The organism is Bradyrhizobium erythrophlei, assembly GCF_900129425.1.
GTDB classification, from domain to species: Bacteria; Pseudomonadota; Alphaproteobacteria; order Rhizobiales; family Xanthobacteraceae; genus Bradyrhizobium; species Bradyrhizobium erythrophlei_C.
Window position 1 is genome coordinate 8,624,235 of the sequence record NZ_LT670817.1, and the last position, 19,552, is coordinate 8,643,786.

Here is a 19,552-nt window from a genome sequence, read left to right on the forward strand (position 1 = left end):
TCGGATCAACGGTGCTCGATGCCAGATTGGCTTAGCTCCGTGCCGGCCTTGACCGGGTCGGTAAATTGAAGGCCGCCGACTACGGATCCCGCGTAGGCAGACAGGACGATTACCACGATGGCTCGAACGATAGACATTGACCCGTTCCCCTTCCTGATCTTGTTGAGGGGAATCTTGGCACGGGTCTCTTTCCGTCAGCTTAGGAAATGAGGTTTTCAAATCCTGGAGCGAGTTGGTAAACGGTTTGATCGCGCTCAATTTATAAATTTTCAACCCTAATTCTCACCCTCACTTCGTTCGGGTGAGCGCCCTTCGGGCGTTGTCAGGTTTTTCCAACCCGTATCAGTTTCAGTTCGGAAACGGGACACCGTTAACGCAGCTGTCAACGTGTGCGGAAACGGTTGAGTGATACACTTCGCCCTTTCAGGCGAAGCGGATCCAGAAATCGTGCGTCTAACGGCCTCGGGATACATCGGATCAGAGGAACCACGGCGTGGTCGGGACCGGCAGTGCGGTGAGCCCCGTTTCCGCTCTGCTTATCTGCGCAAAGTTGGCAGCAAGACCGATCCGACGATCATGCCACCCTTCGACGGTATACAGCTTTTCCGTCTCTCGTCGGGCTTGGTTTAGCGACCGTGCCCGACTTCGGTCGTTCATTTCCAGGAATGGCGTCAGGTCAGGGTGACCCGGACGCTCCGACCGGTGTCTCAGGCCACCGGGGTTTCCGCAGTGCCTCACACCTAGGAGGTTACGGGACGCTTCTGATCTCGCGCCGATACTGAGATTTCGGGGTATTTATTGAGGTTCAAGGGTCAAGATGCCTCGGAGCTGATTATATTTTGGCATCTCCGTTCCAAATCCTTGACCATCAGAGGGAATCTCGCAACCGAGCCTTCAACGATGTGCTTAGCTGAAAGGATCGCGCTGACCACATCGGATTGCGGAGCGGTGTGGATTTCGTAAAGGTGATGCTGGTTGATCGGCTTCGCCATGAATTGCCGCATGCACTCATCCAGCGTCCCCTCCGCTACGAGGTAGGGACTCGCGCCGAGGGACGAACTAACGCGCTCGTTCTTAATCGACGGCCATTTTCTGAGCACGGCCGGAGCGTTAAAATCTATCTGGAAGTTGGTGTCTGTCACGCTCATCAACCCTTTGACGACGGTGTGGGCGCTATGGCTTCAAGCATCTGGAAGCCTCGAAGCAGTGGGCACTATGAGGCGTTTGATCCGGGGAAGAAACTGACCAGAACCGATTATGTTTCGGCGACACATCTATACCAACTCCACGATGCGCACCTGCGCTTCCGCGTTGGGCTCTATGTAACGCTGCGTCGTCCGCAGGTTCGTGTGTCCCGCTAACACCTGAACATCACGGAGCGACCCCCCAACCGTCGAGATCTTCCTGGCTGCATTGGTGATGAAAGTGCGCCTCCCGCTATGGCTCGAACAGCCGACGAAACCGACGTGACGGTACCATCGCTGAAACATGTTCACGATCGCTTGGGGCGAGGTCTGCAGGGAGCGTTCGGTGCTGATCACGAAGGGGCCCGCATGCGGAACGGTTCGCCGATACTCGATCAGGGCGTTCCTGACCTCGTCGCTCAAGGGAATGACACGGCCGGACTTGCCCTTGCTAGCAGAATCCTGAAGGCAGATGGCCGGCGCTATCTCACCCTGGGAGTCGTTCGTCATCCACCAAGTCAGCCGGGCGATTTCCTTGGCCCTGAGACCGGCTTTGGCTGAGAGCAGGAAGATCAGCCGATTTCTCGCTGGCCGACGGGTCTTAGCCAAGTAACCCAGGGCGGCCTCGACCTGGCCCTTGCTCAACGTCTTCGCTTGTTTCCCTAATGCCATAACGTCCTCCATGACCGGTTATTTACCGGCAGCAGGACGCAGGACTGTAATCAGTCAGGAATGGTCGTACATGCCGACCAGAAATTTATCGACGCCGTTCAGGGACTTGGAAGGACTGGTGATAGAATGGTAATTCTATCATCAGTGTTCAGTGCGATTATGCTAGTGAAGCGCGCTAGCGGGTCACGCGATAGCTTCGTCAGGCAGCTTTAGAATTGTCATGACTTCCTCGTTTGGAAGAAGGAATGACTGCTCCTCAACCTCGAAGCGGTCGCATCCCTTGAAGTCAAACCAGGCATCGGCCGGCATTTTCCGTGGGAAATTTTGTTCTGCCGCACCATTGAAGAGCATGTCGGCCGCGAACGTCTGACGGTCCAGGGTTTTGACAGGACGCCACCACGGCTGAATCATCTTCGACGGTTCGAACCAGCGGCGCCTTTCCCTATTGTGGCATACGATCATCATCGGGAAGCGATTTAGCACCGTCATCTTGAAGAGCGTCGCCGTCAGACTGGTGCAGAACTCGTCCGCCAACTCACGCGCTGCCGATAACGTCAGTCTTTTCATCTTCCGGAGGCGGGGATCGACCATGTAGGTCGGCAGAATGAGATCTGACGCGAAGCCGTCTGCCTGACGTTCTGGGTTCAGGGCATCATTCGCAAAATTGCAGACATCGTTCTTGCCGCAGAAGAGAACGCGACCGCGGTGATGGTGCCAATGACCTAGTTCGTGGGCCAAGGAAAATCGCCTTCGTTCCGGCATGCTGCGGCTGTTGATGGAAATGACTGCACGGCGCATCGAGCCGACGATGGTGGCCTCGCATCTGTCGATGGGCCGATAGTTGACGATGGCCCCTCGGGTCCATGCGATCGTGTCGAGATCGATGTCCTTCGGTTCTGTGATGCCGAGATCCATCAGCGTGCGTTCCGCCGGCGACACGGTCTCACTCTTCTCCTTCGTCGGGGGCCTCGTTTTCGAGCGCCTCGAGTTGGGCGATGTCGTCCACGACGCCATCCTCGTCGCTCTCCGACAGATTGCCGCCTTTCCGCGCGGCCATCATAGTGTCGGTGGCGTTCCCTGTCTTCATGCTGTCGAATCGGCTTCGAGCCCTCGCCAAATCCAACGAACGGACGTTGCGCTGGTCGCGGAACGCCTTCATCTCGCGCTTCGCCCGTTCGAACTTTATCTTTGCGGCGGTAACCTTCGCTCTTTCGATCGTCGATCCGACGAGCGCGACAGCTTTGTCGAAATCGTGGCCCTGTTCAGCGAAATCCTCGCGAAGGTCCTTCTCGCTGGCATGGATAATGCTCTCGTCGATCGCCTGGTCGATCTTCGACAGTCGATCAGCGTTGCTCGGCTTCTTGCTCATAACGGCCACCCTTTCGGATAGTGTTTGGCCGCGATCCGCCGGACCCGTTTGGCGATGTAATCCAACCGTTCCTGAGTCACTCCGACAAACTCGCGAAGTTCCTTGCCTCTCATGCTTTCTTCCCAGCCGAGCAGCATCAGCTGCATCTCTTCGTCGCCCCGATAGTGCGGTTCGAGCGTGGCCCAGACCTCGGCCGCACGCTTATCGTTTTCGGCGCGGATGATCTGCACTTCTGCGCCTGGCGAATCGTCCTCGATATCGAAGTCATCACTGTCATCATCCCGAGTTGCGCCGCCGTCTATCGGAACCTGCCGACGAAGTTTTTTTCGCTGCCTACCCGCGATGTTCCGCATCGATTGGGCAAGAAAGGCGATGAACGGCGTGGTGCGAGGGCATTTTTTGTCTTCAAGGATAGCCGAGCAGACGGCTTCATGCAGGAGGTCGCCTTCTACGTAGTCGGTGCCGCCCAGATGGCGCAGCTCCAACCGGTCAAGTCGAGCCCGGTCCAGGGCTGACAAGGCGTCGATCGCTGCGATCACCTCGTCATAGTCAAGGTAATCCGCATCGGGCAGGGCCAGATCCGTGATGGGCGGCTCGGTCACGTCGTCCATGGCTTCATACTTCGCATGCCGGGCAGAGAATCCTTTCGGACAAAAATAATCGAGTCCGAAACGCCGGTCTGGTGGGCATACACCAATAGGGGCACCGGTCATCGAGCTACAACCGAAGCATGCTATTAGAAAAGCGATGTGAGAACAATGAATTACATCGAAGAACGCGCGCAGTTGCGCCAGTCGCGGCGAAAATGAAGGAAAATGCTGTGGAACACCTGAACCATGAAAATGACCATGGCGGCGAACGCCGCGAGTTTACGATCAAAATCGCAGTGAATGGTGTCGCTGACGAGTGGCACCACCATCGCATTACCTACGAGGAGGTTGTTGCGCTGGCTTTTCCCACCGGTCCTACCGGTGGAGACGTTCGCTATAGCGTCTCATGGACCAAACCGGACGGACAGGAAGGGTCCCTCCGTCCGGGACACTCAATCGACGTAGTCAAGGATATGGAATTCGATGTCCGCAACACTGACAAGTCGTAGCCCAGATCTTGAACGACTGGAGGCGGAAGGTTTCCGCCTCCGGATCATCCAAGGATCAGCAAACCACCTCCTGATCGAGGGCATCCCTGCCGTCACCTCACAAAGGGAGGTGGTCCTTGGCAGCCTTTATTGCCCCCTTGAGCTCGATGCGGAGGGAAAGACCAGAATCCCTTGCTCCAACCACCAGTGCTGGTGGATTGGCGAGCCACCGTGCGACGCCAATGGTCGGCTAATGCAGGAGATGATCTCGCACAACGCCAAGGAGGGCAAAGGCGACGGGATAGAGACAACCGTCGCGTTTTCCAGAAAACGCGGAGACAAGGCCGACTATAGCGACCTCCACGAGAAGATTTGGACGTATGTAAGACTCATCTGGCATGAAGCTCAGCTAATCGATCCCAAATGCGACCCGCGTGGCCAAAAGCCCATCCCAGTGGTTGTCGAAGCTCAGAAGCGAACTTTTCGATACCCCGATATGGCGACTACTCGAGCGGGCATCGGAGCAGCCACGGAGAAATTATTATCCGATAGGGTAGCTATCATAGGTCTCGGTGGCACCGGGTCTTACATTCTCGATCTCCTAGCGAAGAGCCCGATAAACGAGATCCACATCTTTGACGGTGACGTGTTCGATCTTCATAATGCGTTTAGAGCACCCGGCGCACCGAGCAAAGACGAACTAACAAAGCCAAAGAAAGTGGATCATTTTTATGCGATCTATGATCGGATGCACACTGGCATAATCCGGCATCCCCATCATGTTTTGGCCGAGCACATTCCTATCTTCAAGGAGTTTAGTTTCGTATTTGTCGCGATCGACGATCCCGAGGCGCGAAAGACTATCCTTGAGGGACTGATCGGGCTCGGCGTACCCTTCATTGATGTTGGTATCGACATTGCCTTTGATAAAGACGGCGCGCTTCGCGGCATTTCGCGGTTCACCGTCGCTACACCAGAATGCCATTCGCATATGCCGGAGGTAATATCGTTTGGTAAGGTCCCGGATGATGACATTTACCGCAACATCCAGGTAGCGGACCTGAATATGCTTAATGCCTCAATGGCTGTGATGAAGTGGAAGAAACTTCGTGGCTTCTACGCGGATACGATGCGCGAGCATCACTCACTGTACACGATAGCGACTCACGGGTTAACGAAAGAGGACAGACTGTGAAACAGTCCTTTCTTCGTGCGGAGCAGGTCGAATTTATCCCGAAAGAACTTGACGACGGGATTCTATACGTTTCCAGAAGATTTCGAACGGCGAGCCACCGCTGCTGCTGTGGTTGCGGAATAAAAATTGTGACGCCCTTGCGCGAGACGGAATACAAGCTAACAGAAGTCAATGGTGCAGTATCTCTCGAACCCTCAATAGGTAACTGGAATCATCCTTGCCAAGCTCACTATTGGATTAGGAACAATAGAGTTGTATGGGCTGCGGCGATGACGCCCGCTCAGATCGCCACTGGCAGGATGCATGATGAAGCAGTCAAGGCCGCCTATTTTGCCAAGGTGGCTTGGCCGTGGTGGAAAAAATTGTGGCGCCGCATTCTGGAATGGCCATTTAAAAAATCGAATTGACGATCTAATTTGCGGCTCGCTCTTGATAACGTAGAGCGGGCTCGACGGTCGGGAAAGTTCTCGATTTAGCTCGCATTCCGCGCAGTGCAGCCGCTGCGCTCCCAAGCAGGGTCGCCCAAAGCCTGGAACTGATGATAGAAGAGTAATTCCATCATCAGTCATCTGACGCACCGGTATACGGAGCTCAAGTCCACGCGCGGACAGAAATTATTGGTCTATGGGCTGTACGTCGAGCGCGGTGGGGCCTCTCAGAGTAAACCCCAGGTGATATCTTACTCTTTGACCATCCTCGATCGTTTCAAAAGCACCGTTGGCTTGATCGGGACTGAAGAAAGTCTCGAGCCCGTCCTGATCTCCGCGCAGAAAGCCAAAGCCGGGTCGCTTTGAATAGACTTGGCCATAGTACTCGACTGGATCTCCTGAAGCTGACTTTACAATTCCACGAATGCCTTGTTTTTGTCGGAACGGAACTGGGAGCTTCTTTAAGTCTTCGAAAAGCGTATTAGCAACCTCAGCCTTGCCACAGATACAAAGATGCCGTGCAAGCCAGAACCTCGCCTCATTGTTTCTATCACCGGGCGCGACCGATCGCTGAAGATGGTAAAGTATAGTGTCGCGCTGCATTATGTCAGCGTCGGGGGCCTCTTCCATCAATGCTCGGGCCAATTCGAAATGCAGAAACTGACTTCCCTGATTAAGGTCCAAGGTCTTCCGAAGAACATTAATGGCTTCCGAGGTTTGGCCTTTGGCACGGAGGGTCCGAGAATAGCGCCTTGCGATCAATTCGCTACGCGGATTGGCGTCGGACGCTTTTCGGAGAGCACTTAGCGCTCGCGTCGCGTTCTTGAGTATCTCACCGAGCGTAGCCTCTTCGTTGAGGAGGCGATCGTCATTGGGAAATTTCTGCAGGCCAGAACGCAGGACATCCTCGGCATTCTTTAGGGCTTGAGCCACGCCCTCTTGAGTAAGAGCGTTGTCGTCTTTTTCTGCTCTCTCAATGGCATCCCGCGCTCCGGCGATAGCTGCTTTCGCCAGTGTGTGATGTGGGTGGGACGTTCTTGTATTTTTTATGAGTGCATTTGCCTGCGACTCTGCATTTCTGATCCAAGACGCCTTCTCCACCTCGTTCGAGGAGACGGATGAATACCTCAAAGCAATTTCAGCAAGCGAATGCTTGATAGTCGGATTCCCCGGCGAAAGCTCGAGCGCATCTTCCAGATACCGGTTTGCCCGATCGAGAGCACTTACGTCGCCGGCGAGGCGCATTTCGTAAATGCCTCGCTGGTGGAATATATGGCTATCTTCGCCGAATATCTTTTCGGCGGCGTCGTAGATGGAGCTGCCCATTCTCCGATCTTTGAATAGTTCCGATAGTCGTGATCCACGAATCAGTTCGGCTAGAACCTCGCGGTCATATGAATAGGAGCGGTTCAACTTGCTTAAAATACGAATGAGGTTGTCGAACCGCTCTTGGGTGGTCGGCAATGCGACTTCATAAACTAAGTTCGCAATAACGGGGTGGCGGGCGCGGTACACCCAATCCTGGGATTTGGCATCGCGGGTGAGGTGTATAACCTGCTCAAGCGGCTTGAAAAACTTCTCGTTGAACTGCTCGAAGTTGATGCCGTGCACGCGAGAGATCAGCCCGGCTCTCACGGGCGGCCCGAACCTATGTAGAGAGCAGATATCGAGATACAGAAGGCGCGCATCTACTGGAAAGAGTTTTTTATATTCATCGGCAAGTATCTCTCGGAATTCCGCGTTTTCCGTCGCCTCGTGTAGAGCGACTAACAACTGACGACCCCAAAGCTCTTTTAGCTTTTTTTTCTGCTCTTCGGATGAGAGTTTTTGCAAATGCCCGAGGCAGTCGTGGATGGCAAGCAGGCGAAGCAAACCTTCGATCTCGAACTCACTCAGGTATCCAAGCTCGAACTCCTCATCTGTTAGCGACTCAAGTTCTTCACAGCGCATATTCCATTCGTTTACCCGTACGCTACCGATCACAACAATCGGCCACTTTTGACGCTGGGCGTGAATGTAGAAGCGAGAGAACGCGTTGGCGTCAGAAGCCAAGTCATCTACGAAAATGTAAATTGTTTGGTTTGTAAGGCCTGCTATTTCTTCAAATGCGTCTCGATCCAGATCCTCCCCGCTTCCAACCCAAAATACTAACCGGTCGGAGCTGTGAGCGGCATCCCACGCTAGCCGTCGCAATATGATGCTTTTGCCGCTTCCTGCGTGACCTTTCACTGCGGCAAAGCGAGGAGAAGATATTTTTTGCGTGCTAACAATGAACTCGTCGAATATGTCGCGCGTCAAGCGGCGAGAAACGTCCAAGGACGTTGCAACGGGGTACCAGTCCAGCTCAAAACCCTTGTAGAATTTTGCTGCTGTGCCGATTCCGGAAGGTGTTTCAGTAGAAACGTGTTTGCATTGTGCTCCGAGATACCGAACGAGAGAGAGCGTTTCCCGGACATGGGCGCGAGAGATGAAGCGCGTGAACGTCGTGTTTGATTGCGCTGCCGCAATCTGAGCAAGCGGTCTGATTGCAGAGTTGATCTTTGTGTCAATCTGTTTGAGGAAATTCTCAAAGTCTAAATTTATGCATTTTACGCGGCGATCTCTCCAGTAGTTTTCTTCAGCTTGAAGTATGCCTGGACGCACGAGATAGTGAATTGGGTGTGCGTCGCCTTCGCGTCGAATTTCATCAAAAATAGACCGAAAGTTATGGTCTGACATGCCGTAGCCAGCGAAGATGAGTGTCTTTGTCCGGGCCCATTCGAGAAATTGTGCTATTTGACCGCTTCGCCCTTCGCGGTGATTGAGGACTTGCTCGGTGCTTGCAACAAGCGGCGGCTTCATATCTTGATATTGCGTAATGCAGCCGTGAATCTTCACATATAGCACGCCTCGCTCACCAAGCCGCTCCGCCGCACCATCCCCGTCTTTACGGTTGACGACCAGAGTTTGAGCAGGAGACCCGACCGCTTTGTATGCGTCTTCGATAATCAGATCGTAATTTGTCGTGACGATCCCTCCCCAAACAAAGGTTGGTATCAACTTGTGGAAAGGAGACGGGTCGAAACCTATCAGCTCGTGATGAATCAACTGCTGCAGTTCCCGGCCGCTGCGCATAGAAGCCGCGAAATCACAAACTTGAGCAAAATCGAAGCCGTCATACCCCGGCCCTAACAGCTCTTTTGCGATAACTTTCTTCAGATCATCGGCGAGCGGTATCCTGGTTCCGTCAGGCTTCGTTGCGCCGCGAGAGGCGCCAGCTCCCAGGAAAAGCACCGCGCGACCGCCGGCTATCGCCTCAACCAACGGCTGCTCAACTTGGTCGGACATGCGGCTCCGGTTGCTAAATGAGGGACAGGACTACCTTTGACTGTTACCTGATAGCCTGTTCACCTGCAAAGACCCCCTCCGGTTTTGAACAGAGTTTCGGTCGGCGGTTAGTGAAGCCGGGCGGCTTGCTCGATAGGTACGGAGGGAAGGCTGCGAATCGGTACACCACCGGCCGATCACGCTAGAAGCATCGCGGTCGTGAATGATCGTTGCGAGCATCCTTATGTTTCGACCAATAATTCGCTCGGACTGTGTACAGTGTCATGCACGTGATTAGGATCGGCGAGGTTTTATCCAACAATGGAGAACCCAAATGCCAGTCCTCAAGTCACTCTCATTCACCGCGCTCCCCAAGGCCGCGAACGATCCGGTCCAACTGCGTCGGGTCAAGTTCGTCGCAAAACTGGAAGAGCAGAAGCTGCTCCTGAAGGACCCCAGCCACGTCCGGACCGTCCAGCGATGGACCAAGGTCAACGGGGAGCGGCAGGCCACCAATAAGCAATATGCCGTCCGGCCCTGGTGGAAGACGGACCCGTCCGGTCAGGTCGTAATGTCCATCAAGTTCGGGGCCAAGCCCATCGAGTTCGAGAAGGGCAAGGCCGGCATCGTCGTCCCGTCCAAGGAAAAGCTGCCGGCGGTGATCGACACCCTGATCGCGGCCGTCCGGGCAGGGGAGTTGGACGAGCTGTTCAACCAGGCCGCCAAGACCGGAACGATCGGGAAGGCGAAGAAGGCTGCTTGATAATCAGAGCCGGGCGATGAGGGATCGTCGCCCGGTTGCCACGTTCGTGGTTAGACGGAGGAGTAAGCTGCTGAATCATTCGTCGGCTGCAATGCTTTCGATAAGTGAGACAAACTGGCGTTGCACCGCTTGGCTTTTCACAGAGGCATAAGCCCGTAACAGTCGCAGGCTGAATGCGCTGTCGATAAACAGCAAGCTCTCGACCTCACGCTTGCCATCGCTTGCGCGCTTTCCAAGTCCATCATCGTCAAAGAAAAACGTCACTGGCACATCGAGCGCCGTGGCGACCTGCTGCAGGCGAGCAGCGCCCACCCGGTTGACGCCTTTCTCGTACTTCTGCACCTGTTGAAAGCTGACGCCGAGCTTGTCGGCAAGTTCCGATTGAGAAATTTTCATCTCCATCCGGCGCAACCGAATACGCATCCCCAGTTCAAAATCGTGCTTGCCAGTTGACCGCTGATTTTTGAGCCCGCCGTTCGATTCCTTGATAATTTTCAGTGTGGTTTTTTTTGCCATAGTCTTCTCTCATTTCCCTGAGCTTCTGGATCAACCAACGGGCATATTTCGCGGATTTCAACCTGTGAGACAATAGGGGAAAGGCCGCCGAGGCGTTTGATACGCGAATACCCTCTTGCCCAGGAACAGACACTGCCGAACCGCCCGTCCAATGAACACGGCTTAAAACTGGATCACACAGATTAGCGCCTCCGGCGTCTCCCACGTCGCCAGCAGTCCGTGCTCGTAGGACTCGAAGATCTTCAATTGATGATCTATCGCCACCGAGCCTTCGGACGCCCCGGTGCGCAGGAGCAGCTCGACGTTTGAAATGGCCTGCGCCGTGGCTTCGGCCAAGGATGTTTCCAGCCAGCCGATCTGAGCCGAGACCGCCCTGACCCGGAACACCTCTTCGTCGGAAGCATTCTCAGATTTCGCTTTGGACTTCGCCAGCAGCTTCGGAGCCATCAGGGTCCGGTCGCTCTCATCAATGCCGAGGAGTTCGTTGGCCATCATCCGGGCTTCAAAGGCACGGTCGAACGTTTCCTCGTCACGCGGTACCGGGGGCTGAGCCCGACGCCAGAAACTCGCCGTTCCCATGTCGAGGAGCGCGTCGAGGCCGTACCGGCTGAGGTGGTCGAACGCCTCCGTCGGGGTGTCCATCCATTTTATAACAAGAGGTTTGGTGCAGCCCGACCGGTCGGCGAACTGCCGGATGGTCCGGTCGACCATGGCTCGGTCGGGAGCACGGCAGCCCCGGCCGGTGATTCGGGCACGTTCGAGGAGGGATCGGGTCAACGGGTGCCATCGAGCCTCGCCTGGGATGAAGGGGAGGGGACAGGCACCCAAGGCCCCGAACGTTCCGGCCATGGCGGCGCAAGTCCCGCCTATTAATAGCTGCCGACGGTCGATGTTCACCCTGGGCCTCCAGTCTCCTGAGGATGCTGGCGGTAAACTGAAATCCCGGGGAAGGACATACGGGGCCGGCCGGTCTCAAGTGATGGGTCGGGCCGGCAGGCCAGCTAGCCAACCTTCGTGCGAGAGCCGGACCTGGAGGGTCGCTGGAATAACTCAGCCGGATCGACCTCGAGGATGGAGGCCAGCTTCCCGATGATCTCTAACCCCACGTAGGTCACGGCCCGCTCTACCCGGCTCACATACGCACGATCCACCCCGGCGTCATGGGCCAGTTGTTCCTGAGAGATTCCGCTCATGCCGGATGCGCCGGAGATTGGTCGCAAAAGTTGGCGTGGGTTCATGTACCCAGCCAACCAACCTGTGGTTTACTATCCCACCGCTTTAAAGCCTCAAGCTGTATTAGTGAACTGACGACGGGTGTGTCCAGCGTCAGTAACAAGGGGGTTGGAATGTTGGACTATATCTGGGCCGGCGCGGACGGCTCGACTGTACTCGAGGTCGTCGCAGTCTTGGTGCCGGCGCTCGTGCTTCTTTGGATCGTCATGACCGTCATGGCCCTTCACAAGCGGGACGTGTATTTTTGGAGCCTGGGCTCGACCTGGACCAGCGTCATCGCCTGTCCGATCGCCCTGGTCATCATGTGCTTCAGCTCCTTTAGCCAGTTGAACGACCCGAACGTGCCTCTCTTCCATGCGCCGATCGCAGCCGGTGCCATCCTCTATGTCGTCGCACTCGCATTCGCGATCTTCTATAACTACAACGCGACCCGATCAGCGATGCTAGCCTTCAGCACCAGCATGCTGCAACAGCTTGCCGTCCTGGGCGTGATCTTCCTGTTCTTCCGGTGGCAGGGTGATGAAGTGAACCGCGGCCGATAAATTCACCTGGAAAAAATGCGGCTTTTCGAGCATCTCTGGGTATCGCTCCACGAAGACAAGTGCATCGGGCAGAACTACCACGAGCTCCGGGACTTCTGCCCCGGGAGCGCGAACTTTCCCTCTCTCGCCACGGTCACTCCGTCACCTGGAAGCATGAGTACTATCAGGTGTTCATGTTTGCTGAAGAGGCCGACGCTGAAGTTTTCAGGAAAGAGTTTGGCGGCGAACCAACGCATTCTTCGGAGAAAGGGCACGGCAAGAACTGGGCAAGGTGGAAGAAGGGGACACACAATTCAAAATCTTGAAGTCGATGAACTCGTGGACTGATGTTTTTCTGGTCTTCCGGTAGTCGTTTTGCCATGAATTGATCGCGAAGTTCGCTGAAGAATTTCGTGCCCCCTTGCTATTCGGCCCAATCTTGGCGCTATGTCTGAGACTCCGGACGTAGGGTATCCTCATGACTGATCGAGAAAAGATTCTGACCGCCCTTCGCGAAAAGCCGCTAAAGACTTTCGAGATCATGAAGCGGGTTAACATAAAGAACCAGGACGACTGCCAATCGCTCCTATTGAAGATGCGCGACGACGGCGTAGTGAAGTTCGATATTCACAAGGGACATTGGCTCGCCGCGTGACGATGACGGCCGCGAGCCGACGAAGAGCCCGACACCAGCGCTATAATCGAATTACAAACACCGCGCATCCAATGAGGCTTAAGGGCTTGAACCTCGACAACAGCGTAAAACAAGGGCGGTTGATTGTTATTGACCACTCGTCTATCCGGCATTGGCATCAGTGTTTGTTACTAGCGGAAGCCTCTCGATCGAGCCTGTTGAGCAGGTCGGTAAGGTCGTCGGCGTCATCAAGATCAAGGTCGATCTGTTCCACGTCGTTCACCAACGCAGGCCGGTGCGTGACAGAATCAATAACTGCCCACAGGTCGCGACCCGGTAACTTTTCCATCGTGTACCGCATCATACAATTAAGCCTTTGAAATCGACTGTTGGCAAGCTCTGGATTAGGTCTGCTTCACGCTCAAGAACGCATTCACAAGCGGGGTCCTGATGTCCGTTTCGTGCCAACAAGGGAAGTGACCTAATCGATCACCTCATCAGCGATCGCGAGGACCTTATCCGGTACAGCTACGCCAAGCGCACGCGCGGCTTTGAGGTTGACCACCAGATCGACCTTGCTCGCCTGCATGACTGGCAGGTCGCTCGGCTTTTCGCCTTTGAGGATGCGACCAGCATACTCGCCTACCTGCTGATAAGTATCTAAAAAGCTTGGCCCGTAACTCAAGAGCCCGCCCGCCTCAGCGAACTCTCGCACGGAGTAGACTGCTGGTACCGCACGCTGCGCTGCAAGGGTGACGATTCGTGTGCGCAGATTGGTGAACAACGCATCCGGACCAACCATTAATGCGGAGCCGGAACCTGCCGACAGTTTCGTCACAGCACCCTCGATCTCGTCCGCGGTATCAGCATAGAGGATTTCTACCGGCAACCCGAGCTGCGGGGTTTCTGCATGCAGGTCTTTCAACGTGGCTTGCGTGAGCGGCCCATCGTGAGTGACAAGCACTGCAAAACGCTTTGTCTCAGGTGCCAACTCACGCAGCAGCCCAAGCCGCTTTCCGGCAAGCCGAGCGCTCGTATTGACGATTCCGGTGACGTTTCCGCCTGGCCGATTGAAGCTGACGACGAGGCCGAGCGCCATCGGGTCGCCGCCAGTGCTAAAGACAATCGGAATCGTCGTGGTCGCGGCCTTAGCCGCGAGTGCTGCTTGCGTCGTGCCAGGCGTCGCTATTACCGCAACCCTGCGGCGGACCAGATCGGCTGCAAGTTCGGGCAGTCGATCGTCGCGATTTTCCGCCCAGCGGTACTCGATTGTCACTTCGCGCCCGTCGACATAGCCGGCTTTGCTCAGACCGTTGCGGAAAGCCGCCACTTGCTTGACATTAGCCTCCGGCGAACCGGCATGGAGGAACCCAATCACCGGCATCGGCTGCTGCTGCGCTCGCGCAACGATTGGCACTGCCGCCGAGACGACGAGCAGCCCCATGAACTCACGGCGTTTCATAAGCTCACTCCCGATATGGACAGATTCTCTTTTTCATCAACGTCACCATGAACAAATTGTGCCAGATAAAAAATGGGTTCTCTGTCCGTATCGGGTCAAAAGCGTCGGGTTGACGACCTCTCCGTCACTTCCGCTTTGCCCCTCATAGCCGACCTTCGTCGAAAGGATCGGGACGTCCGAAACGTGCCACAACCGGACTCGTGCTACGCCGCATTGCGTCCTATTCGATCACCTCATCGGCACGCACGAGAAACGACTCTGCTATGACGAGACCCAGCGCTTTGGCGGTCTTAAGGTTGATTGCAAGGTCGATTTTGGTGGGCTGCGCCACCGGAAGATCGGCTGGCTTTGCACCCTTGAGGATCTTATCAACATAATCAGCGGAGAGCCGGAATTGATCCACCTCATTAGGGCCGTAAGATATGAATCCATCCGTGCGTATAAACTCGCGCGCACCCCATAAAGTCGCGACGTGAGCGCTACGCGCCAAGGCGTTGATATTGGCCGCATTGGTAACGACGAGCGACTCGGTGCACACGTAGAGCGCTTGTGAGCCGCCATTGAGCGACGCAATCGCAGGTGCAATATCTACGGCACGGTTGATCCTGAGAGCGTTAACCCCAATTCCAACCTTGCCGGCAACTTTCTGGACGATCTCGGATTCTCGGGTAGAGGGCGGATACCCTGCATTAGCCAACACCGCGATGCGGCTAAGGCCCGGGATGGCCTCGCGTAGAATTTCAATACGCTTTGGCGCGATATCCCTCGACTGAAGCGAAAGCCCCGTGACGTTGCCACCGGGTCGGGCGAGGCTTTCGACGAATCCACTGGCGACAGGATCTACGGCAACAGCAAAAACGATCGGAATCGTCGAAGTCACCTGTTTAGCTACCGGAACAGCGCTTCCCGCCGTAAGGATGACGTCAACCTTCAGCTTGACAAACTCAGCAGCAATATCCCGGAAGCCTTCGCTCTTGCCTTCTGCCCACCTGTAGACGATCGCGACGTTGCCTCCATTGATCCAGCCGAGTTCGCGAAGGCGTTGCTCGAACGCCGCGATCATCGGAGCCCACGCGGCCGCCCCGCCAGCGCCGAGGACCCCGACGGTCTTGGTCGGCTGTTGCGCGTGCGCCATAGCGGGCCACGCCACCGCGCCGCCCAAAACACCGAGAAAATCCCGCCGCCGCATGCTCGCCCTCACCCTCAGACAAGCCATCCTAACGGCTCAAACAAGTACTTTAAACCAGCATAAACACGATTGCCGCAATGGCGAGAAATGTCTCTTTGGGTCAAAAGGCGAAATACTCGTTGCGAGCAGATGTCTTCCGCTTTGGCCCCAACAACGGACATCGCTCAATAGGGTCGGCATGTCCGTTTGGTGCCAGATTCGGACATCACGGTTGTAGTTATCTCAAACAAAAAGCCGCCCGAAGGCGGCTCTTAATCAAACCAGATGATCGATGATCAGGCGGCCATCAATGCTCCCTTTGACTTCCGGCGATAGGCCATGAAGCCAACGCCAATAAATCCGAGGATCATCATCGCCCAGGTCGATGGCTCAGGGACTGCGCCGGCGAGCGTCAGATCACCGGTAATTGTTCTACAATCCTCAGCTTGACCACACAGACCACCCTCATCGACGACATAAGAAAAACCAGTCAACGGCATGGTTTGGCCGCTGAGTAAACTTGCAGTATTCACCACAAGATCAAGGTAAGAGCGTGCGTTATAATCTTCGTTATATACGTTGAATTGATAATCTGAAGTATTTTCGAACGGACCCTGAGTAATACCGGGACCCGGAACAATATCGAATAACTCAGAACCAGCCCTAATGCTCGCGCCGTCGACCTCTCCACCACCAACGCCATTTGTTATCACATCAACCGTGCCCGTGAATTGGACCGACGGACCGCCCCTGAGGGAGTGAACAAACCGTTCGTTAGCGTATAATCAAACACTGCAGCTGAAGCCGGCGTTTGCGCCAGAATAATGAGCGCTGCGGCCAATGCCGTAGCACTGCTTTTCGTTTTTACGGAAACCATGATTGATGTCGTCCTATGCTATTTGCGGTGCGCCGATCTTCCGTCGACAGGCCATAAAGCCGAGGCCTGCGAAGCCAAGGATCATCATGGCCCAGGTGGACGGCTCAGGAACGGCAGAGACGTTGTCCGAAGCAAGTTGGACGTCGAAAAAACTAAGAGTCGCAAAATTGCTGAACGTTACGGATGTGATCGGGGCCGAGGAGGTGAAACCTATAAAATCATGCGCGTACAGTTCTGGGTAAGTAACAGTGTAACCATCTCCGGTACTCAGCGTAATGTTAAATTGGGGTGCTATTGGGTTATATTCTGTGCCGAAATCGAAAGCGATTGCGGTCGTGGAACCTGTGTTCACCGTTAGATTGTATAGATTGGAACCAGGGGAAAACTCGGTAACCAGATCTGCCACGCCAAAGCGATTGGAAGGGGACGAGGCGCCCTCGGCGTACATGTTCACATATGAGAAGAAATCTACCGGCCCGACATGTGCATTCGGATCATACGTCGTGTAGCTATCGGCAGGCGCCAACCCAGCAACACCATACGTCGTAACACCCGTTGTCGCTGCATCGAATGCAGCGGCGCTGGTATATTCTATCGCGGCAGCGTTGGCTGCTCCGGAAAGGCTTATCAGCGCGGCCGCGAAGGCTGCCGCGGCGCAGAGATGGTTTCGCATTTTTGATCCTTTGGGTGGTCCTGGTAGGCACGCAATCGGCGCGTCGATAAACAATCTCCAGCGGAGTCTTTAATTCAAATGGCTGGCCCCATTTATTGCGGTACGATCCTTCGATCAGAAGTTTTATTACGCGAAGCCCAGGCAAGCCCAAATACCAAAACGTCGTTAAGGATTGGAACTTTTTGCGTGGATTGCCCGGGTAAATTTAATCGCCTGCCATTGCGGTATTGGCAGGGCCCTGTAGTTCTTTCCCCAAAATCCCGCTTGGTAGAAGATGATTCACAATCCCGGTCGACGCCTCGCCGACGTCAAATATCGCTCATCAGAGGAGATCTTGACGCATCCGTGTTTCGTGCCGGCGCGAAACGCTTTTGTTGACGCGGTGCTCGCCCTTTACGCGGGAGATCCGTTTCTGACCCGGCTGATTCTTGAGGCCGGACGCTTCGTCACCTTTGCCAACATCATGTGCCTGCACGCCCGTTATGACGAAGCCGATCGGTCGACTTGGCCGACCATAGGCCGGCTCAACGAATCGATGCTTCAATTCGGGCTGTCCAGCCCTCGCCGTGTGGAGGCGCTCGTAGCCCGCCTCGTGCATAGCGGATTTCTTGAAATGGTCCCCTCAAGGCAGGATCGTCGTGTACGCATCCTCACCCCTACCCAGCGGATGATTGACCACGATCTGGACTGGCTGGCCGCGCACTATCTGCCGTTGCATATCCTGTTCCCCGACGCTGGATTTGCACCGATGGTTCAACGTGATCGGGCGTTTCAATTGGCCCAGCGATTGGCCTCAATCGAGTTCTTTGGCCACGGCGCCCACATTCTGGCAAGCAATCCGGGGGTCATGCTGTTCATGAGCCGCGATGCCGGCATGCTGATCCTGATCAAGTTGATCCAGATGACACACGCTGCCACGAACGAATCCCGGACGGGCCTTTCCTACACAAACATCGGTGCACTGTTCGGGGTATCGCGGACGCATGTGCGCGAAATTTTGCTCGAGGCCGAACGCGCCGGCTTCGTTCAGCTGTCCGGCCGCGGAGGGCAATTGGTTCAGCTCACGCCTGCCGTGATACAGGTCTTCGACCATTTCATCGCCGATAGCCTATCCGGACTCGATCTGATGTTTCGGATCGCATTGAAAACAATGGCGAGCAAAAAGCCTTCCACACACGACACCGCGTCGTCGCCACGCTGACCAAAACGAGCGCAACGGCGCTTATGCGTCGCAGCAAACCGCTCCTGCTCATGTCGCAGTTGGGTCAGATTCGGCCCTCGGACCGCAACAGAGCGAGGTCCGTTCACCTCTTCATAGCGGACTTGCGGTGAAAGCACCGGCATGACCGTTTCGTGCCAAGACCGGACTCATGCACCGCAGCAAACCAACAACAAGCCGTGGCCGGTCCTGCAAGGTCCGGCCACTATCGCCAAGCCTGCGAATACCGCCTTACTGAGTAGCGAAGCAATAGAACAGCCCGTCCCCGCCGGTGCCGCGGAGGTCACTCTGGCTGCAACCGCCATCGGGCCCGCGCGAGGGATGAGATGAATTCCATGATCGCGACGCGACGTCATCGCGCAAGCCTTTGCGGTCGATATGGCCCACCATGGCCGCGCCTTGGGTGCTGCTCGTCCAGTTGCGGCAGGTGCGATCCTCGCCGGGCGGGAATGCGCGGCCCTCCGGGGTGGAGCCGGTCAACGCGTCGTGACGATTCGGCGCGAAGCCAACGCCCGGAATGATCTGGCCGCGCTCGCTCAACGACGTGTCGAAGCCTAATTTATTGTTGTCGCTGTGCAGATCGTCGACACTGGTCGCGAGGACCTGGCCTTTGAAATTCTGCCACGGGCCGTTGCCGATGCGGTCGCGTGCATTGACCGCCGGTTTACCGTCAGCCTCCTGGGTGCTCAAATAGGCGCGCCACGTTTTCCCTCCGGCGCCGTGACGCTGCGCCAGCATCTGGCAATGCTGGTCGGCGCCTTCGATGCCGCCCAGATCGGCGCCCTTGCCGGGCCCGGCGCCGGTGACAAAGAACGTCATATTAGGTGCTTGCGGCAATTGTGGTGGCGCCGGCTGCTGCTGTGCATTGACCCCCGACGTTACACCCAGTGCCAGCGCCGCAATAATAAGTGCCTTCGACTTGCTCATTTCAGTCCTCCCTTGGGGTTATTGATACCGTCGCTGAATTCCCACCTCTTGCTCCTTCAGGCATAAGAACAAGTGTTGCATCCGTCTTATTCCGTCAACGTGGAAGGGACGCTACATGCTGAGGGCGCGCCAATTGACCGATGGCCGCTTCGGGGTCAATCGCGTCGTTCTGACTCCGGACCGACCACTCCCGGTCTACCCCGAGGAACGGACATAGTCGGACCGCTCCGGCATGTCCGATAAGTGCCAGACGCGGAAGTAGCCCGACCTTCGCAATGGGGCCTGCCTACTATGCAGCCATCGTCTTCGGCCTTCAGCCCTTCTCGT

Annotated in this window: 21 protein-coding genes and 2 pseudogenes; 7 read left to right on the plus strand and 16 right to left on the minus strand. The window is 55.8% G+C overall.

Going from position 1 to position 19,552, the window contains the following annotated elements; genetic code table 11:
- Nucleotides 1–5: 5 nt before the first annotated feature.
- The 6 genes from B5527_RS47265 to B5527_RS41015 form a co-directional block, all read right to left on the minus strand.
- A complete protein-coding gene (locus B5527_RS47265) occupies nt 6–137 on the minus strand; it encodes a hypothetical protein (protein ID WP_276329301.1) in 132 nt (43 codons plus the stop codon).
- A gap of 675 nt (nt 138–812) precedes the next feature.
- Nucleotides 813–1,142, minus strand: a complete 330-nt coding sequence (locus B5527_RS40995; protein ID WP_197689250.1) for a hypothetical protein — start codon at nt 1,140–1,142, stop codon at nt 813–815.
- Nucleotides 1,143–1,274: 132 nt separating this feature from the next.
- Nucleotides 1,275–1,856 carry a tyrosine-type recombinase/integrase gene (locus tag B5527_RS41000; RefSeq protein ID WP_079607890.1) on the minus strand — a complete coding sequence of 194 codons (582 nt, stop codon included), beginning with the start codon at nt 1,854–1,856 and terminating at the stop codon, nt 1,275–1,277.
- 183 nt (nt 1,857–2,039) lie between these two features.
- Complete coding sequence (locus tag B5527_RS41005; protein ID WP_245332436.1) at nt 2,040–2,795, minus strand: ImmA/IrrE family metallo-endopeptidase; 756 nt, start codon at nt 2,793–2,795, stop codon at nt 2,040–2,042.
- A gap of 4 nt (nt 2,796–2,799) precedes the next feature.
- A complete protein-coding gene (locus tag B5527_RS41010) occupies nt 2,800–3,225 on the minus strand; it encodes a hypothetical protein (protein WP_079606569.1) in 426 nt (141 codons plus the stop codon).
- Nucleotides 3,222–3,836, minus strand: coding sequence for a sigma-70 family RNA polymerase sigma factor (locus B5527_RS41015; RefSeq protein WP_079606570.1), 615 nt, complete (start codon nt 3,834–3,836; stop codon nt 3,222–3,224). The genes B5527_RS41010 and B5527_RS41015 overlap by 4 nt, the downstream gene beginning before the upstream one ends.
- Nucleotides 3,837–4,030: 194 nt before the next feature.
- On the opposite strand from B5527_RS41015, the gene B5527_RS41020 reads away from it, so the two are divergent.
- Genes B5527_RS41020 through B5527_RS45065 form a run of 3 tightly spaced genes read left to right on the plus strand, consistent with a single transcriptional unit; the run spans nt 4,031 to nt 5,905 of the window.
- Nucleotides 4,031–4,324, plus strand: a complete 294-nt coding sequence (locus B5527_RS41020; RefSeq protein WP_172842809.1) for a multiubiquitin domain-containing protein — start codon at nt 4,031–4,033, stop codon at nt 4,322–4,324.
- Nucleotides 4,299–5,498, plus strand: a complete 1,200-nt coding sequence (locus B5527_RS41025; RefSeq protein ID WP_079606571.1) for a ThiF family adenylyltransferase — start codon at nt 4,299–4,301, stop codon at nt 5,496–5,498. Before B5527_RS41020 ends, B5527_RS41025 begins: the two co-directional genes overlap by 26 nt.
- On the plus strand, nt 5,495–5,905 hold the full coding sequence (locus B5527_RS45065) for a DUF6527 family protein (RefSeq protein ID WP_154072794.1): 411 nt from the start codon (nt 5,495–5,497) through the stop codon (nt 5,903–5,905). The genes B5527_RS41025 and B5527_RS45065 overlap by 4 nt, the downstream gene beginning before the upstream one ends.
- A 207-nt stretch (nt 5,906–6,112) precedes the next feature.
- Here the strand turns inward: B5527_RS45065 and B5527_RS41030 are convergent, their stop codons facing one another.
- Nucleotides 6,113–9,253 carry an SIR2 family protein gene (locus tag B5527_RS41030; protein WP_079606572.1) on the minus strand — a complete coding sequence of 1,047 codons (3,141 nt, stop codon included), beginning with the start codon at nt 9,251–9,253 and terminating at the stop codon, nt 6,113–6,115.
- Between the two features lie 313 nt (nt 9,254–9,566).
- On the opposite strand from B5527_RS41030, the gene B5527_RS41035 reads away from it, so the two are divergent.
- On the plus strand, nt 9,567–9,995 hold the full coding sequence (locus tag B5527_RS41035) for a DUF6641 family protein (RefSeq protein ID WP_079606573.1): 429 nt from the start codon (nt 9,567–9,569) through the stop codon (nt 9,993–9,995).
- A gap of 75 nt (nt 9,996–10,070) precedes the next feature.
- Here the strand turns inward: B5527_RS41035 and B5527_RS41040 are convergent, their stop codons facing one another.
- The 3 genes from B5527_RS41040 to B5527_RS41050 form a co-directional block, all read right to left on the minus strand.
- A complete protein-coding gene (locus B5527_RS41040) occupies nt 10,071–10,511 on the minus strand; it encodes a helix-turn-helix domain-containing protein (protein WP_079606574.1) in 441 nt (146 codons plus the stop codon).
- A gap of 162 nt (nt 10,512–10,673) precedes the next feature.
- The gene (locus tag B5527_RS41045; protein WP_079606575.1) at nt 10,674–11,222 is read right to left on the minus strand and encodes a hypothetical protein; all 549 of its coding nucleotides are present in this window, start codon (nt 11,220–11,222) and stop codon (nt 10,674–10,676) included.
- 290 nt (nt 11,223–11,512) lie between these two features.
- Nucleotides 11,513–11,749 carry a helix-turn-helix domain-containing protein gene (locus B5527_RS41050; RefSeq protein ID WP_338065078.1) on the minus strand — a complete coding sequence of 79 codons (237 nt, stop codon included), beginning with the start codon at nt 11,747–11,749 and terminating at the stop codon, nt 11,513–11,515.
- A 108-nt stretch (nt 11,750–11,857) separates the two neighbouring features.
- Here B5527_RS41050 and B5527_RS41055 point away from each other — a divergent pair, with 108 nt between their 5' ends.
- Together B5527_RS41055 and B5527_RS45625 are read left to right on the plus strand one after the other, a co-directional pair.
- Entirely contained in the window at nt 11,858–12,286 is a 429-nt protein-coding gene (locus tag B5527_RS41055; protein WP_079606576.1) for a hypothetical protein, read from the plus strand.
- Nucleotides 12,287–12,743: 457 nt separating this feature from the next.
- Entirely contained in the window at nt 12,744–12,920 is a 177-nt protein-coding gene (locus tag B5527_RS45625; RefSeq protein WP_172842810.1) for a hypothetical protein, read from the plus strand.
- A 157-nt stretch (nt 12,921–13,077) separates the two neighbouring features.
- Here the strand turns inward: B5527_RS45625 and B5527_RS41060 are convergent, their stop codons facing one another.
- From B5527_RS41060 to B5527_RS47955, 5 genes and pseudogenes are all read right to left on the minus strand, one after another.
- Nucleotides 13,078–13,248 carry a hypothetical protein gene (locus B5527_RS41060; RefSeq protein WP_245332438.1) on the minus strand — a complete coding sequence of 57 codons (171 nt, stop codon included), beginning with the start codon at nt 13,246–13,248 and terminating at the stop codon, nt 13,078–13,080.
- 132 nt (nt 13,249–13,380) lie between these two features.
- Nucleotides 13,381–14,361 carry an ABC transporter substrate-binding protein gene (locus tag B5527_RS41065; RefSeq protein WP_079606578.1) on the minus strand — a complete coding sequence of 327 codons (981 nt, stop codon included), beginning with the start codon at nt 14,359–14,361 and terminating at the stop codon, nt 13,381–13,383.
- A 220-nt stretch (nt 14,362–14,581) separates the two neighbouring features.
- Nucleotides 14,582–15,550 carry an ABC transporter substrate-binding protein gene (locus tag B5527_RS41070; protein ID WP_172842811.1) on the minus strand — a complete coding sequence of 323 codons (969 nt, stop codon included), beginning with the start codon at nt 15,548–15,550 and terminating at the stop codon, nt 14,582–14,584.
- Nucleotides 15,551–15,825: 275 nt separating this feature from the next.
- Nucleotides 15,826–15,942: pseudogene (locus B5527_RS47950) on the minus strand (PEPxxWA-CTERM sorting domain-containing protein); the annotation flags it as partial.
- 477 nt (nt 15,943–16,419) lie between these two features.
- Nucleotides 16,420–16,521: pseudogene (locus B5527_RS47955) on the minus strand (PEPxxWA-CTERM sorting domain-containing protein); the annotation flags it as partial.
- An 832-nt stretch (nt 16,522–17,353) separates the two neighbouring features.
- Between B5527_RS47955 and B5527_RS41085 the strand changes: the two are divergent.
- Complete coding sequence (locus tag B5527_RS41085) at nt 17,354–18,280, plus strand: hypothetical protein (RefSeq protein WP_079606582.1); 927 nt, start codon at nt 17,354–17,356, stop codon at nt 18,278–18,280.
- A gap of 249 nt (nt 18,281–18,529) precedes the next feature.
- Here B5527_RS41085 and B5527_RS41090 read toward each other — a convergent pair whose 3' ends face one another.
- Nucleotides 18,530–19,225, minus strand: a complete 696-nt coding sequence (locus B5527_RS41090; protein ID WP_079606583.1) for a lectin — start codon at nt 19,223–19,225, stop codon at nt 18,530–18,532.
- Nucleotides 19,226–19,552: the final 327 nt, after the last annotated feature.

Excerpts from the sequence above, each read along its gene's own strand:
- B5527_RS47265 (WP_276329301.1), bottom strand. The coding sequence starts at position 137 with ATGTCTATCGTTCGAGCCATCGTGGTAATCGTCCTGTCTGCCTACGCG.
- B5527_RS41000 (WP_079607890.1), bottom strand. The coding sequence starts at position 1,856 with ATGGCATTAGGGAAACAAGCGAAGACGTTGAGCAAGGGCCAGGTCGAG.
- B5527_RS41010 (WP_079606569.1), bottom strand. The coding sequence starts at position 3,225 with ATGAGCAAGAAGCCGAGCAACGCTGATCGACTGTCGAAGATCGACCAG.
- B5527_RS41015 (WP_079606570.1), bottom strand. The coding sequence starts at position 3,836 with ATGGACGACGTGACCGAGCCGCCCATCACGGATCTGGCCCTGCCCGAT.
- B5527_RS41020 (WP_172842809.1), top strand. The coding sequence starts at position 4,031 with ATGAAGGAAAATGCTGTGGAACACCTGAACCATGAAAATGACCATGGC.
- B5527_RS41025 (WP_079606571.1), top strand. The coding sequence starts at position 4,299 with ATGTCCGCAACACTGACAAGTCGTAGCCCAGATCTTGAACGACTGGAG.
- B5527_RS41030 (WP_079606572.1), bottom strand. The coding sequence starts at position 9,253 with ATGTCCGACCAAGTTGAGCAGCCGTTGGTTGAGGCGATAGCCGGCGGT.
- B5527_RS41035 (WP_079606573.1), top strand. The coding sequence starts at position 9,567 with ATGCCAGTCCTCAAGTCACTCTCATTCACCGCGCTCCCCAAGGCCGCG.
- B5527_RS41040 (WP_079606574.1), bottom strand. The coding sequence starts at position 10,511 with ATGGCAAAAAAAACCACACTGAAAATTATCAAGGAATCGAACGGCGGG.
- B5527_RS41045 (WP_079606575.1), bottom strand. The coding sequence starts at position 11,222 with ATGGTCGACCGGACCATCCGGCAGTTCGCCGACCGGTCGGGCTGCACC.
- B5527_RS41050 (WP_338065078.1), bottom strand. The coding sequence starts at position 11,749 with ATGAACCCACGCCAACTTTTGCGACCAATCTCCGGCGCATCCGGCATG.
- B5527_RS41055 (WP_079606576.1), top strand. The coding sequence starts at position 11,858 with ATGTTGGACTATATCTGGGCCGGCGCGGACGGCTCGACTGTACTCGAG.
- B5527_RS45625 (WP_172842810.1), top strand. The coding sequence starts at position 12,744 with ATGACTGATCGAGAAAAGATTCTGACCGCCCTTCGCGAAAAGCCGCTA.
- B5527_RS41060 (WP_245332438.1), bottom strand. The coding sequence starts at position 13,248 with ATGGAAAAGTTACCGGGTCGCGACCTGTGGGCAGTTATTGATTCTGTC.
- B5527_RS41065 (WP_079606578.1), bottom strand. The coding sequence starts at position 14,361 with ATGAAACGCCGTGAGTTCATGGGGCTGCTCGTCGTCTCGGCGGCAGTG.
- B5527_RS41070 (WP_172842811.1), bottom strand. The coding sequence starts at position 15,550 with ATGCGGCGGCGGGATTTTCTCGGTGTTTTGGGCGGCGCGGTGGCGTGG.
- B5527_RS41085 (WP_079606582.1), top strand. The coding sequence starts at position 17,354 with ATGATTCACAATCCCGGTCGACGCCTCGCCGACGTCAAATATCGCTCA.
- B5527_RS41090 (WP_079606583.1), bottom strand. The coding sequence starts at position 19,225 with ATGAGCAAGTCGAAGGCACTTATTATTGCGGCGCTGGCACTGGGTGTA.